At 46.5% G+C, this 15,048-nt stretch carries 9 protein-coding genes; 3 read left to right on the forward strand and 6 right to left on the reverse strand.

The annotated features are described in order from the left end of the window. Positions 1-20: 20 nt before the first annotated feature. The 4 genes from HQ865_RS13810 to HQ865_RS13825 form a co-directional block, all read right to left on the reverse strand. Complete coding sequence (locus HQ865_RS13810; protein WP_173415451.1) at positions 21-1,040, reverse strand: ParM/StbA family protein; 1,020 nt, start codon at positions 1,038-1,040, stop codon at positions 21-23. Positions 1,041-1,710: 670 nt separating this feature from the next. Next, positions 1,711-1,983: a UBP-type zinc finger domain-containing protein gene (locus HQ865_RS13815; RefSeq protein ID WP_173415452.1), complete on the reverse strand. Its 273-nt coding sequence runs from the start codon at positions 1,981-1,983 to the stop codon at positions 1,711-1,713. A 116-nt stretch (positions 1,984-2,099) separates the two neighbouring features. Beyond that, positions 2,100-3,767, reverse strand: a complete 1,668-nt coding sequence (locus HQ865_RS13820; protein WP_173415453.1) for an FAD-dependent oxidoreductase — start codon at positions 3,765-3,767, stop codon at positions 2,100-2,102. Positions 3,768-3,803: 36 nt separating this feature from the next. Further along, positions 3,804-5,207, reverse strand: coding sequence for an ATP-binding protein (locus tag HQ865_RS13825; protein ID WP_173415454.1), 1,404 nt, complete (start codon positions 5,205-5,207; stop codon positions 3,804-3,806). A 348-nt stretch (positions 5,208-5,555) separates the two neighbouring features. Between HQ865_RS13825 and HQ865_RS25975 the strand changes: the two genes are divergently transcribed. The 3 genes from HQ865_RS25975 (at position 5,556) to HQ865_RS13845 (ending at position 11,543) form a co-directional block, all read left to right on the forward strand. Further along, positions 5,556-9,581 carry a methylmalonyl-CoA mutase family protein gene (locus HQ865_RS25975; protein ID WP_178126375.1) on the forward strand — a complete coding sequence of 1,342 codons (4,026 nt, stop codon included), beginning with the start codon at positions 5,556-5,558 and terminating at the stop codon, positions 9,579-9,581. Between the two features lie 258 nt (positions 9,582-9,839). After that, entirely contained in the window at positions 9,840-10,376 is a 537-nt protein-coding gene (locus tag HQ865_RS13840) for a hypothetical protein (protein WP_173415455.1), read from the forward strand. 117 nt (positions 10,377-10,493) lie between these two features. After that, on the forward strand, positions 10,494-11,543 hold the full coding sequence (locus tag HQ865_RS13845) for a hypothetical protein (protein ID WP_173415456.1): 1,050 nt from the start codon (positions 10,494-10,496) through the stop codon (positions 11,541-11,543). Positions 11,544-11,594: 51 nt separating this feature from the next. On the opposite strand, the gene HQ865_RS13850 is transcribed toward HQ865_RS13845, so the two are convergent. Both HQ865_RS13850 and HQ865_RS13855 read right to left on the reverse strand, forming a co-directional pair. Then, positions 11,595-13,160 (reverse strand): hypothetical protein, encoded by a 1,566-nt coding sequence (locus HQ865_RS13850; RefSeq protein ID WP_173415457.1) that lies wholly within the window; start codon positions 13,158-13,160, stop codon positions 11,595-11,597. Further along, positions 13,157-15,001 (reverse strand): glycosyltransferase family 2 protein, encoded by a 1,845-nt coding sequence (locus tag HQ865_RS13855; RefSeq protein ID WP_173415458.1) that lies wholly within the window; start codon positions 14,999-15,001, stop codon positions 13,157-13,159. Before HQ865_RS13855 ends, HQ865_RS13850 begins: the two co-directional genes overlap by 4 nt. Positions 15,002-15,048 lie beyond the last annotated feature (47 nt).

A 15,048-nucleotide genomic window follows, 5' to 3' on the forward strand; every position in this document is an offset into this window, starting at 1 on the left:
AAAAATGGGTTGGGCGTATATTATTCTCCGTCGAAATTGGTTACAACAGTGGTTGAGTTACCCACATCGATACCAACTGCCGAAGACTTGCTACCGCCCGATACACGCACTGAATTAAGCGCGTAACCCTTGCTGGCTAAAGTTGCCGGATCGCTCACCACTTCAATTTGCAATATCTCACCAAACTCAGTAGTAAAGCAATCAACCAGGTCCTGGTAATACATGCCGCCACCACACAGGTATACCTTGTTGGTGCGGGTAAGGTTTTTATCGGTGATGATGTTACGCAGGGCCGGCGAAATGACCTCGTTGTAATAAGCCTTCAGGGCGTTCTTCCTGATCTCGCGCACATCGATATTTTTCCTGTCTAAGTATAAAGAACCGCGCTGAAAAGCTTCATCAAGCGTATGCGCTGTGCGGAAGCCCAGGTAGTGGTTTTTGGTCAGTTCGTTGATCATGTAATTGATGGCATAACGCATGCCATGGGTACTGATCATGGTTTGCTCAACCACGCCCGAGTCGGTGCTTAATATCGATTCGAAGGTACCGAAGCCGCAGCTCAGGATAAAGAAGTTTCCGCTTGCCCTTTCTTCGCCTTTGCGCAGGGCAATGGAGCAACCCACTATTTCGGGGATCACATCAACATTGGCTACATCCAGCATTTTGGTTTTTTTGCCGGTGCTGCCAAAGGTAGACCCATCGTATTCAATAATATGGTTTTTACGCAGGTATTCAACAGCCGCGTCTTTATAAATGCGGTAAGTTGAATAAGGGAAACCGGTGGTAATGGTAACAGGCTGGCCAACGTTATCGGCAATAAGCAGCATGGCCGCTTTTACCAGCAACTGGTAATCCATGTCGTTTGGCGACGAATTGATAAGCTTATGCGGGGCCTGGCCTTCGGTAATGGCGAGGTTGCCGCATATATACCATTGATTGTTGTGAAACACCTTTAGGCCGTTTAACAGGTCGGTTGACGTGTTTGCCAGGTTGGTGTTGTTGTTTTCAATTAAACTTGAAAAGGTTTGTGATAATAACATTGGAGCGGAGTGTTAATTGGTTAAGATTGTTATGCTATTAGATCTGTTTTTGCGCTAAAGCTAATTTTAGTTAATAGGCAATTATGTTTTACATTTTGAAACTATTTTTCTATTCGAAAAAATATATATCCAATCTGTTTAAACCGAGGGCGTTTAATCTCCTGAAAAACCGTGCTTTAACACACCCAATATACGGGTTTAGCCCTGCCAAATCTGCATTTTTTTCCAATTACATATTGATTAACGGCAGTTATCCAATGATTAATCCACAAAAACCATTCGCTTAAATTTTTACCAAAAGATTAATAATTAACAGTTGATTAACTTGTTTTTTACAGGAAACCTACCATGAAATTATCAATTAACTGGCTTTTTTCTTCCCAAAAAATGGGCAAAAAGCAGTTTTTATAGGCCATCAGCGCATTTTTTGAAAAAAGTTAAACTTTTAAAGAACCTTTTCCAATCAACAACCGTATACTGTTACCGCGAGGTTATACGCGCATTTTATCCTGATTTTAGTACCGCATCCCATATTTACTTTTGAGAAAAAATATCCCAGGGGATGCAAGACAGATAATTTCCCGCTTAGAAATAACCGGAGCAACTATTTTTCGGTATGGAATAGCCTTACAATATCCTTCTATAATGCAAAAATACTTGCCATACATTATTAATATTCGGCAAATACTTCATCGGGATAGCACCATAACCAGCGTTCGCCGGGCTGTGCCGAACTGATAACCGGATGGCCCGTCTCATGATGATGTGCCGTCATATGCTTCATGGGCGAATCATCGCAGCAAAGGGTTACGCCACAGGTTTGGCAAGTGCGCAGGTGCACCCAGCGGCCATGATTTTTAATACAGATCTCGCAAACCAGTTCATCGGCCACCTGCAGGGTGGTCAGGTCTTTTATGTGGTTGCAAATTTCTTTCTGTGCCATAGGTTGATGTTTTATAATAATAGTATACGTTCCTCTGCTTAATTATTTACTCACCCCGACAGCGCTACGCTGGTCGGCCCTCTCTTCGCTGCGCGGAAAGAGGGCAGGAATAATGCTTACTTCACTTCAGCCAGATATTTATGAACAAAGCTGATCGCCATAGATCCCTCTCCTACTGCCGATGCCACGCGGTTCATGGCCCCGGCCCGCACATCGCCGGCGGCGAATATGCCCGGGCAACTGGTCTCTAATAAGTACGGATCACGTTTTTGCTTCCAGATCTTGTTAAAGTCGCCGTAGGTTTTCAAATCGCGGCCGGTCTCGATGAAGCCCTTGCCATCTTTAATAATGTCCAGTTCTATCCATTCGGTAAAAGGTTTGGCGCCGATGAAGATATACAAGGCATCGGCCACCTTGGTTTCCACCTGTTGGGTATCTACGTTAATAATATCCAGTTCCTCTAACCGCTCGTTGCCACGTGCTTCGGTAATTTCGCTTTTAGGTTTGATATGGATGTTTGGCGTAGCTGCTATCTGGTCTATCAAATAAGCCGACATGGTGCTGCTCAAGTCCTCCTTGCGGATAAGGATATATACGTTCTTAGCAAACTTAGACAGGTACATGGCCGCCTGACCAGCCGAATTACCGCCGCCAACCACATACACTTCCTTATCTTTACAGGCCGCCGCTTCCGTCATGGCCGCGCCGTAGTATATGCCGGCCCCGGTAAAATCGCCAATGCCGGTGGTTTCCAGCTTACGGTAGTCAACCCCGGTGGTGATCACCACGCTGCGGGTATTGATAGGTTCAGCATCATCCATAATGATCTTCTTATACCCATCTTTCTGCTCGATAGATTTAACCGATTGCGGCGAAAGGAATTCGGTACCCAAACGTGCGGCCTGTGTAATGGCACGGCGCGTTAGTTCGGCCCCGCTTAATCCTGTTGGGAAGCCAAGGTAGTTTTCTATGCGCGAACTGGTGCCCACCTGTCCGCCCGGCGCGCGGCGTTCTATCAGCAAGGTCTTTAATCCTTCCGATGCGCCATAAACCCCGGCCGCCAATCCCGCGGGACCAGCACCGATGATCACCACATCGTATACATCCTGCCGCTCAACATGCGGGTTAAGGCCAATTTTGGCGGCCAGTTCCACAATGCCGGGCTTGGACAGGTAGGTGCCATCCTCTAAAAATACAACAGGCAAGTCTTTATTAGTGAGTTTGTTTACTTCTAATAATTTAGCGCCCTCATGATCAGTAGTAATATCATGCCATTGATAAGGCACCAGGTTACCGGCCAAAAAGTCTTTGATCTCGTGCGATGAATTGGAATACTGGTAACCTATCACCTTGATGCCTTTAAATACGGGGTGATAATCGCACTCCCAGTCATCAAGCAAATCGTTAATTATCGGATATAGTTTTTCCTCGGGTGGGTCCCAGGGTTTTACCAGGTAATAATCAAGCTTAACGGCATTGATAGCCTTAATAGCCGCGTCCTTATCCGAGTAGGCGGTCAGCAAGATGCGCTTAGCCTCGGGATAAATTTTCATGGCCTTTTCTAAAAAACTAACGCCATCCATCTCGGGCATTCGCTGGTCTGATACAAACAAGGCAACGCTTTCGCCCTTGTTCTTCAATTCAAGCAGGCTATCCAACGCTTCCTGCACCTTATCGGTGCCTAATATCTTATACTTTTCGCGGTACTTCCCCTTCAGATCGCGGGTTATGGCGCGCAGTACCTGGGCATCATCATCAATACAAAATATAATGGGCAAACTCATTCAGTTCCTTTTGTTTTTCGGTTATAAATATAGGCATCAATCGCCGTTGATGGGAAACTCTACCTTAAATTCGGTACAGCCGGGCACCGAGTTTAGCTTGATGGTACCCTTATGCTGCTGTACAATACGCGTCACCACATCAAGCCCCAGGCCGGTACCCTTTCCTACCTCCTTAGTGGTAAAAAACGGATCGAAAATGCGGCTTTGAATTTCTTCGGGGATGCCCGGGCCATCGTCAATAACAGATACCTGCACACATTCGCCATCACGGGCAGTTTTAATGGTCAGTACCCCTTTCCGGTTAGCCTCCATAGCATCCAGCGCGTTATCTATCAGGTTGGTCCACACCTGGTTCAGTTCGCCAATCATGGCGTTTACCGGCGGCAACGTAGTATCAAACTGCTGATCGACGGTGATATTACCGTACTTCACCTTATGCTGCAGCATGGTCAGCGTACTCAGGATGCCTTTATGGATATCCGCATATTGCTTGCCATGGCCCTGGTCCATGTGGGTAAAGTTCTTCACCGCGCCAACCAGATCGGCAATGCGGCGCGAGGCATCTTCAATATCCATTACCATCTTTTCGGTTACCAGGTTATTGTTGATCCAGTTGAAAACCGCCGAAAGCGAATCATCGGGGATATGCGCTTTAAAACTATCCAGGTCGCCTGGAGTGAATCCAAACTCTACCATGTTCTCGGCAATTTCCTGGCTGTTGTCAATATCGTAATTATCCATCCAGTCCAACAGGTCGTCTTCCATGTTGCCGCGCTGCATCATCGTCAGTTGCGGCTTTTCCTCGCGGCAGATGACAGCAAACAGACGGTCGCTTACAAAGTCCACGCCTTCGGATGTCACCTTTACATTCATTACCTTTTTAAAGGTTTCGGGAGTTAGTTGCAGGTGTTTTAATAAGGATGCCGCCCCACGCACTACCGCTGCTGCCGGGTTATTCAACTCGTGCGCCAAACCGGCCGAAAGTTTACCCAGGGCCATCATCTTCTCGTTTTGCTGCTCAAAAGCGGTGAAGTTACGTACACGGGTAGTCATTACATGTACCAGGGCCTGCGTCAGCTCAAACTGGGTGCGGATCATCTCCTCCATCTTTTCGACGGGGAAGAACAGGTAATCCATAGTAGTTACCACCTCTCCATAACCATTAATGGCCTTAGCCCGCGAGAATGGCAGATAGCCCGTGATAGACTTCCCTTCAAAGGCCGTTACCTCGCGCAGTTCATCGCCCTGCTGCACGCAAAGCCTGAATTTGCCCGAGATGATAATATAGGTACCCTTTATCTTATCGCCATGCCTGAAGACCTCCTCGCCGGGTTCAAGCCGCATTTGCGTACAGTTGTCCAGCAGCCATTGCAGTTGTTTTTTGGGTACATCCTTAATGGCGTCGATGCTTTGCAGCCATTCTACATCTACATTTATCATAGGGCAATTTGTAATGAGTTAAAGTTATGGGTTTTAAATTAAAGTAATGTTATCGTTATTAAGCCTGGACCTTCAAAGACTGCACGGTGGCGAAGACTCACCCGGTCGTGGCTTCGCCCGACCACCCTCTCTCCGCTGTGCGGAAATAGGGAACATAGTTATCCGATACAACTCCTGCTCTCTTTTCGCGCAGCGAAGAGAGGGTCGACCAGCGAAGCGCGGTCGGGGTGAGTCCTCGCCACGCAGTAGCCACAAATGAATGGAATCGGCAGCAATAACAATATTATGCACGCATAGCTTTTACCTCTCCTTTATTTGTGTAATTTTGCTTTTCACCAATTGCAACGCATGGAAACCATTGCCCCCTATCAATCAAAATATAAAATAAGGTTTGTAACTGCCGCTTCGCTGTTCGACGGGCACGATGCTACCATTAACATTATGCGCCGCATTTTGCAAAGCACCGGCGCCGAGGTGATACACCTGGGCCATAACCGCAGTGTGGATGAGGTGGTGAACTGCGCCATACAGGAAGATGTGCAGGGCATTGCCCTTACCAGCTACCAGGGCGGGCATTTGGAGTACTTTAAATACATGTACGATCTGTTGCGCGAGCGTGGCGCGGGGCACATCAAAATATTTGGCGGCGGCGGCGGTGTGATATTGCCGCACGAGATTGAGGAACTGATGGCCTACGGCATCGCCCGTATCTACTCGCCCGATGATGGCCGTAAAATGGGCTTGCAGGGAATGATAAACGATATGATGCAGCAATGCGATTTCGAGACCCGCACCAAGTTGAACGGCGAACTAAAGCACCTGGCAGATAAGGATCCAAAGGCGATAGCGGGATTGATAACGCTGGCAGAGAACCATCCGGAGAAATTTAGCCTCACCCCGGCCCTCTCCAAAAGAGAGGGAGGTATTACTTCTGAAGCCCTCTCCCCTGGAGAGGGTTTGGGTGAGGCCCGACCGGTCATCCTGGGTATTACCGGTACCGGCGGCGCGGGTAAATCATCATTGGTCGACGAGATCGTCCGCAGGTTTTTGGTAGAGACAGGCTTGGCAGATGGGCAGAGCGGCAAAACGCTGGCTATTATTTCTGTCGACCCGAGCAAGCGTAAAACAGGCGGCGCCTTACTGGGCGACCGGATCCGTATGAACGCTATTAATAACCCGCGCGTTTACATGCGATCGCTCGCTACGCGGCAGGCTAACCTGGCGCTGAGCAAATACGTGCAGGAATCGATAGATATCTGTAAAGCGGCGGGTTACGATTTGATCATTGTGGAAACATCGGGTATTGGGCAGTCGGATACCATGATCACCGATTACTGCGATGTATCCATGTATGTTATGACGCCCGAATTTGGCGCAGCCACCCAGTTGGAAAAAATAGACATGCTGGATTTTGCCGATATGGTAGCCATTAATAAAAGCGACAAACGCGGCGCGCTGGATGCTATCCGCGATGTGCGCAAGCAATATAAACGCAACCACCAGTTGTTCAGCGCCGATGATGCCAGCTTGCCGGTATTTGCCACCATGGCATCGCAGTTTAACGACCCGGGTATGAACACCCTGTTTGCTAACCTGATGCGGGTAATAAAAGATAAAACCGGCGTTGACCTGACCAAAGGCGCCGAACACCACGAAGGCGAATCGGAAAAGATCTACATCATCCCACCCGACCGTACCCGCTACCTGGCCGAAATAGCCGAGAGCAGCGTGGCTTACAATCAGTGGGTAGATGAACAATGCAAAATTGCGCAAGCGCTATTCCAGGTAGAAGGCACACTTAAATTATTAAGCGATAACGATGTAGAGACACAATACTTTGTGTATCCCGATAATGAAGATATTACGATTAAAGAGACACAAGGTATTGCGTCTCTACGTGAGAAACTGGAAAACAGATTACATCCTGAATGTAAAACGCTGCTGAAGAAATGGCCTGAAGTAGTAAAACAGTACCAGGCCGATGAGTTTATTTATCGTGTGCGCGATAAGGAGATCCGCCAGCCATTAACTACCACTTCGTTATCGCAACTGCGCATCCCTAAAATATCCCTGCCACGCTATACCGCCTGGGGCGATATTTTACGCTGGCTATTAACCGAAAACCTGCCCGGAGAATTCCCGTACACCGCGGGTGTATTCCCGCTAAAGCGTGAAGGGGAAGACCCTACCCGCATGTTTGCCGGCGAGGGCGGCCCCGAGCGTACCAATAAGCGCTTCCACTATGTATCGCTTGGTCAGCCGGCGCACCGTTTATCTACCGCGTTCGATTCGGTTACGCTTTATGGCGAAGACCCGCATATTCGTCCGGACATTTACGGTAAAATAGGTAACTCGGGCGTAAGTATCGCTACACTGGATGATGCCAAAAAGTTGTATTCAGGCTTCGATTTGTGCCATGCCAGTACATCCGTATCCATGACCATCAATGGCCCCGCGCCTATGCTGTTGGGCTTCTTTATGAATGCCGCTATAGACCAGCAATGCGAAAAATATATCACCGAACATAAGCTGGAGCATTTAGTGGAGGCCAAGTTTAAGGAAGTATATGATGATAAGGGTTTGGAACGGCCGCGGTATCAAGGCCTCACCCCGGCCCTCTCCAAAGGAGAGGGAGGCACAGCTTCTGAAGCCCTCTCCTTTGGAGAGGGTTTGGGTGAGGCTCCTACACGAAGAGGCTACGCTACGGCCAACCCACAATTATGGGAGACTTTAAAAGCTAATTCAAGGCTAAACAGACAAAACCTAACTGAAGCCGAGAATATTTTATGGCAACATTTAAGAGATAAACAAACAGGATATAAGATAAGAAGACAACACGCGATCAATGGCTTTATTGCTGACTTTGTTTGTTTGAGCAAGGGACTGATCATTGAGGTAGACGGAGGTTATCATAACCTAACTACTGAGCAAGACGAGATCAGAACATTAATTTTAAATGAAGAGGGTTTTGATGTTATTCGCTTTACCAATGATGAAGTAGTAAAAAATACTGGGGCGGTTATCCGGAATATTAAGGCGAAATTGGAAGCGCACCCAGATAGGAGCCTCACTCCGGCCCTCTCCAAAGGAGAGGGAGGCATTAGCGATACAACTTCTAAAGCCCTCTCCCCTGGAGAGGGTTTGGGTGAGGCTTCTCCTACCCTCCCCGAAGGCAACAACGGCCTCGGCCTGATGCTTTTAGGCCTTACCGGCGACCAGGTGCTACCGGCCGATGTTTACGAAAAAATTAAAGCTTATGCTATATCATCGGTACGCGGTACCGTGCAGGCTGATATTTTAAAGGAAGACCAGGCGCAAAACACCTGTATCTTCAGTACTGAATTTGCCCTGCGCATGATGGGTGATATGCAGCAGTATTTTATCGATAAAAAAGTCCGTAACTTCTATTCGGTATCCATCTCCGGCTATCACATCGCCGAGGCAGGCGCTAACCCCATCACACAACTGGCCTTTACGCTGAGTAACGGTTTCACTTATGTAGAATACTATTTAAGTCGTGGTATGCATATCGACGACTTTGCGCCTAACCTGTCGTTCTTCTTCAGCAACGGTATCGATCCGGAATATGCGGTGATCGGTCGTGTGGCGCGCCGCATCTGGGCCAAGGCCATGAAGAATAAATACAAGGGCGGCGAACGTTCGCAGAAGCTAAAATATCATATCCAAACCAGCGGTCGTTCGCTACACGCGCAGGAGATAGATTTTAACGACATCCGTACCACGCTGCAGGCCTTGTATGCCATTTACGACAACTGCAACTCGCTGCACACCAACGCTTACGATGAGGCTATCACCACCCCTACCGAAGAATCGGTGCGCAGGGCAATGGCTATCCAATTGATCATTAACCGCGAGTTAGGCTTGGCTAAGAACGAGAACCCGCTGCAAGGCGCGTTTATTATCGAAGAACTGACCGACCTGGTAGAAGAAGCCGTTATGGCCGAGTTTAAGCGGATAAACGATCGTGGCGGCGTGTTGGGTGCTATGGAAACCATGTACCAACGCGGCAAGATCCAGGAAGAATCATTGTATTACGAGACGCTGAAGCATACCGGCGAGTTCCCGATCATCGGCGTAAACACATTCCTGAATAAGAAAGGATCGCCAACTATAACGCCATCTGAAGTAATACGCGCTACCGAAGAGGAAAAGCAATTCCAGATCTCGGCGCTTGAACAATTCCAAAAGCGCAATAAGGGCAAAACGCCACAAATGCTTGCCGAATTACAGCAGACAGCCATTGCCGGCAAAAATATTTTTGATGAGTTGATGGAGGTTTGTAAATACTGTTCGCTGGGGCAGATCTCGCACGCGCTTTACGAAGTGGGCGGGCAGTACAGAAGGAATATGTAGTCCTCCCTCTCAAAACTATTATGGCTTCAGTCTGGACTGAAGTCATAATAACTAATCCGCCGCGTCAAGCGTGGACGCTTGACGCAATTTCCTGATTAAGCGTCCACGCTTAATTTTCAAAAATCATGAGCGTGGACGCTTACATCAGGATGCCTCCAGGCGTGGACGCCTGGATGGGCGGTAAGGGGAAATCAAAAATCAAACTAAAAAGTCCGTTCACCCCCTTGACTTTTTATTGCCATTTACTTAACCTTGCTTATGCAGGATAAAGTAGTACGCATCCCTTTTAACCGACAGGCCTACCTAAACAATCAGCAGGTAATATGGGATTTGATGTATAAGGAAGTTTCGCCCAGTTATATTATTTATATAGTGGTAACGGCTGTGGTATTGATCACCGGGCTGATCATCGATCTTAAAGGCGGCTTACCGCTTACCACCATTATCGGCATCTGCATGCTGATATCCATTTCATTACGCTTCAGGCAGGTACGCAAGGTGCACCGTAATGTTTTTAATCGTGCCGAAACGCAGGCCGACCGGATGGAAGCAGGTTCGGGCATTTATACTTACACTTTTAATCAGCAGGGCATCATCTACCAGGATGATGAAACGATCATGACGCACACCTGGGACGATTTTGAGCCCCTTAAAGTTCATAAGCTATATCATTTGCTCTTATATCTAAAGGAGAAGGAAGCGGTACAATATGTAATATCGCAGGAAGAGGTTGGCGAGGATGTTTACAACGGCATTTATATGCTATTGTTAGAAAAACTCTCACCGGTTTCTTAAAAATCAGGAACGGATATTGTATCCGGCCACCCTGCTTTTTATCCATATAAATTTTAGCAAAAGCAGGGATTTGATAAAATATAGCTTAATATTGGGGCCATCATTATCACACCTGTCATGCTATCAAAAAAATTGATCCTTTTCTGCTTATCGCTCTTTTTATCTATAGGTGCCTTTGCTCATGCCGTGTTAGATATTATGCCTGAACCACAGCCATATAATGTTACGACATACACCGGTAATACCAGTAACAAATCTGTCAAACAACGTACCTTTATTAAAGAGCGTGGTGGCAGGAAGGACTTTTTCAGTACCGAATTCTATGATATCTTGGGCCGGACAACAGGGATCTCCTACACTTCCGGAAAGAAAACGCCCGATGTAAGCTATGAATATTATCCCGGCCAAAACATGAGTATCTGGCGTACCGAGGGAAAGGATAAATCGATAACTGTTCACAAAACCGTATACAGAGGGCCTGGCGATGAGCCGCCGCTATTTACTGAAAGTGCAACTACATTAAAAGGCGATACCCTTAGCATCAATAACGCACGTTTTGAATACAACGCCGATGGCCTGCTTTTAAAAAGACAGGACTTTTTGAAGCATAAAGTATACGCGACCAAAACCTACCGGTATGATCAAAAAGACCTGGTTTGGGCGGAAGTAAGATCGCCTTATAGCCCTACTTATAATGCCGTTAAATTCAGCTACGATAACAATCATCATGTAATTACAGCTACAGATTACTTTTTCAGGCCCGGCAAAACCGACACCGTGGCTTCCTTTTTTTATACTTACGATAAAGACAAACTGATAGCCGAAAGGGATATAGATCCATCCGACCCGAAAAAATATATTTCGATAAACTATACTTATGATGATAATGGCCGGATAAGTTCCATGGTATCAAAAGAAGATACCTTATACCGGCAAACCACGTTTCAGTACACCGGTAAACTTCTTACTAAAGTAACGGTTAAGGCAAATGATCCTTATAAATTAGGCAAAGGGTATTACACTACTTCGCCCAACGCGCTAACAAAAATGCCCATGACAAATGAGTTTACCTATGTGTACGATGATAAAGGCTATTTAATTAAGCTAACGGAAGTTTTAAACGGAGTGATGCTATCAGCACTCACCTACGAGATGGAGTATTACTAAACGGAGATCTGTTGATTAGAAGTTAAGTAATGCCGCCGAATCTCCAACCCATCAATGTACCTCTATTTTATACAAGATCCAGTCATCCGTTTCAAATTTCTTTTCGAGCGATAAGCGGTTATCCGCATTACGGAGGATCTGCAGGTATTTTGGGGTAAGCTGCGTATAACCGTTAGCCGGATTTTTATCGCTGGCTACCAATATATAATTGCAATACTTTCCGGGGTTTTCTACAGCGCTTAAAAAGGTAACCTGGTAAGGCATGATCAGCCCGCGCACATTGGTAATAAAGGCGCTGATGGGATAGGCTACGGCATCGTCCATCAGCAATTGCGGGTTACCCGGCAGGGCGTTAATGTAATTGGCAATATCCTGGTTATTCTCCTGGCCGGCAGGCACCTCTTTTTTCAGCAACACGTTTACAAAGTTCTGCTCTTCTTTAATGTACGATTTATCAAGGAAGGCATAACCGGTATATATCTGTAGGGCTACGATCACCAGCAGCAATATTTTAAAATTAGTTTGGTTTTTAACCGTGCTGGCCCTGAATATTACGCAAAGCAATGCCAGTATTAAAAATATCAGGTAATACTGTTGTGTAAGGTATACCTTATCATACTTTATCCTTAAAAATTCTACAAAGGCCAGCGGGGTAACCAGGGTAAGTATCTGGTGCGTTTTTTGCCTGAAAAGATAAATGGCCACCAACATCAGCGGGCAAAAAAGTATTACCCTTAACGATATAATGATAGAAGCCTCGGGAAGCTTATGATGCGTAGTGGTATCCAGCAAAATGTTGTAGTCTATCTTTTCGGCCAGTACGCTCCAGGTGGCGTAGGGGCTATCGATAAAGTAGTTCAGATCGGCCGCGTGGGTAAGGTTCAGCATCTTGTAGATCAGTACCGATACCAGCGGTAAGATAAAAATGATGATATACAGCGCGAAGGTTTTGTTGATGAGCTTGCGCCGTAGCGATGGGTTATTAAAACTGGTAAACAGGCGAAACACCGATTCCTTTTCGCTAAGGTTTAAGCTTTGGATGGATATGGCCAGCACCAGCGGCAAAAAGAAGAGCGTAAGCCAGATGAATTTATAATCGCAAAAAACCAGCACCACCAGGCAAATACTGGCAATGGATACGTGGAACGTGGTGTTGGAGGTATAAAACTTAAATATGTTTAAATAAAACATAAAGAAGAATACCAAAACCATATAGATCGATTTACCCGAGCAGGCCGCGTACAGCAAGCCGGGGTGCAACATAAATACAATAAGCAGCAGGCCGATATAAAAATCATCCTTTACACGCTTCATCAGCGTGTTGGCCATAATATTGAACAACAGGGCCGTACCTACTGCCGATGCCAGTATGGGCGCCAGGTTATAGCTGATGGCCGTGAACAGAAATGTGCTGTAGAAAGGGAAAATAGGCGATGTTAAACCCATCACCTTCAGTCGGTCGCCAATGCCCTCGAATACGATCTTGGCCTTTTCGATATAAAAAAGCGACTCCTGGTTATAGTAACCCAGGTTGTTAAGATATAACGCGCAAACGATATAGTATATACTTAATACTATGGTTAGAATGAGTAAAAAAAGCGCTCTTGAAATTCTCATTTAACAACATTTGTTGGGTTATTTACCTTACTTAAACCATGGTTGGTCTTCTCCCAGTAAAACGGGTTCACTACCAATTGGTATAGCCCCTTATATGCTGATATGGAGTGCATCAGCCAGTAAATTGGGTTGGCGATGGCAAATAAGATCAGCTCGTAATAACGGCGTTTAAATACCGCCATCATGTTTACATATATCATCAGGATATTGCCCACCATCAGGTTAAATATCGACATGAACAATACCCAATCCGGGAAGATCTCGCGGATGCCTTCCAGATCGAATATCACGTAGGCTAAAAACACGCCCAGCAATAGCGGGTAAACCAAAAAGGTAACCGGCGTAGCGCCAATAAAAAAGTTAAAGCCAAGGAAACCCCTCCACCCTACTTTCTTCAGCAGTTTGCGCGGGCTGCGCATGTGCACCAGGTAGGTTTGCATATAGCCCTTTATCCAGCGCGAGCGCTGGCGGATCCAGTTAAAGAAATCGTTATTGGCTTCTTCGTAAGTAGTGGAGTTGATAATGGCCACCTTATATCCTTTTGAATATGCCCGCAGGCCAAGGTCGGCATCTTCGGTTACGTTGAATGGGTCCCAGGCGCCCAATTCTATCAGGTTGGCCATTTTAAAGTGGTTGCTGGTGCCACCAAGCGGGATGGGGATATCCAGCGTATCCAATCCGGGCAACATATAATCAAACCAATACGAATACTCCAGCGTGAACATACGTGTAAGAAAGTTCTCGCCACGGTTAAAGTAATTTAGCGCGCTTTGCACGCAGATATAGTTTGAAGGCAGCTTATTGAACAAGGCCACCACTTTTTTCAACTGATCGGTATCGGGAATGTCCTCGGCATCGTAAATGGTAAGGAACTTTCCGCGCGAAAAGTGCAGCCCGTAATTACAAGCCTTAGGCTTGGTTTTAGGCATATGGAACGGCACTACAATTACCTCGAAGATGGCGGGGAAATCCAGGTCGCGCACGGCGTTCAGGGTCTTGTCGTCATCCTCTTCTATCAGCAGTTTAATATCCAGCTTTTCGCGGGGATAATCTAAACTCTGCAGGTTCCATATCAGTTTTTTTATCAGCTTATCTTCTTTATAAACCGGCAGGTGGATGGTGTAGGTGGGCAACTCTTCTTCTACCACCTCGCGCACTTCCTCGCGGGTAACCGCCTGGAAAAGTTCAAAACGGGAACCCACCAGCGCCAGGAAAAGCTTGAATACGATAGCCACCAGGAAAAACGAACTAAGTATCACATTAATAATAATGGATACGATCTTAAAATTCAGAAACAGGCCCACAACCGTAAGTGCCAGTAAACTGAAGATAAAGATGAGCTGCGGCGCGGTAAAAGTGATGATGGCCGAGTTGCCCGGGTCGCGGTTCAGTAACTCGAATACGGCCGACTTCACATATTTTTCGCCCAGCAGTTTATGGCTCAGCCAAATAATATCCAGGTCGGATGCTACAATAACCAGTGGCTCTTTATCAAACGTAAAACGGATAAAATCAAGAAAAAGCTCGTCGGTCGGGTCGGCCATAATGGTTACTACCCGGTCGTCTTCTATACGCAAGGGCATCGCCAGGTGCTCATCGGCAAATTTCAGGTCTATTTTGTCCAGCACATCCCGGTCAAACTCCTCCTGCCTGATCTTTTGAAAAGGATACCCGGCATTGATCATCGAGCGCTCGTAGTTTTTGCGTGATATGTAACCAAAGTTAAGCGCCACCTTTATAAACGACTGGCCTACACTTTTAGATATCTCGAATATTTTTTCCCTTTCAGCCGAAGTGATAAACTTATCGTTAACCAGTATTTCGGGGATAGCTAAACTCATTTGATGCTGACCGGATAAAAATGGGATGAATTTATATCAACATTCCC

The organism is Mucilaginibacter mali (assembly GCF_013283875.1).
Lineage (GTDB): Bacteria > Bacteroidota > Bacteroidia > Sphingobacteriales > Sphingobacteriaceae > Mucilaginibacter > Mucilaginibacter mali.

Coding starts and splice junctions, on each gene's coding strand:
- HQ865_RS13810 (WP_173415451.1), bottom strand. CDS start 1,040: ATGTTATTATCACAAACCTTTTCAAGTTTAATTGAAAACAACAACACC.
- HQ865_RS13815 (WP_173415452.1), bottom strand. CDS start 1,983: ATGGCACAGAAAGAAATTTGCAACCACATAAAAGACCTGACCACCCTG.
- HQ865_RS13820 (WP_173415453.1), bottom strand. CDS start 3,767: ATGAGTTTGCCCATTATATTTTGTATTGATGATGATGCCCAGGTACTG.
- HQ865_RS13825 (WP_173415454.1), bottom strand. CDS start 5,207: ATGATAAATGTAGATGTAGAATGGCTGCAAAGCATCGACGCCATTAAG.
- HQ865_RS25975 (WP_178126375.1), top strand. CDS start 5,556: ATGGAAACCATTGCCCCCTATCAATCAAAATATAAAATAAGGTTTGTA.
- HQ865_RS13840 (WP_173415455.1), top strand. CDS start 9,840: ATGCAGGATAAAGTAGTACGCATCCCTTTTAACCGACAGGCCTACCTA.
- HQ865_RS13845 (WP_173415456.1), top strand. CDS start 10,494: ATGCTATCAAAAAAATTGATCCTTTTCTGCTTATCGCTCTTTTTATCT.
- HQ865_RS13850 (WP_173415457.1), bottom strand. CDS start 13,160: ATGAGAATTTCAAGAGCGCTTTTTTTACTCATTCTAACCATAGTATTA.
- HQ865_RS13855 (WP_173415458.1), bottom strand. CDS start 15,001: ATGAGTTTAGCTATCCCCGAAATACTGGTTAACGATAAGTTTATCACT.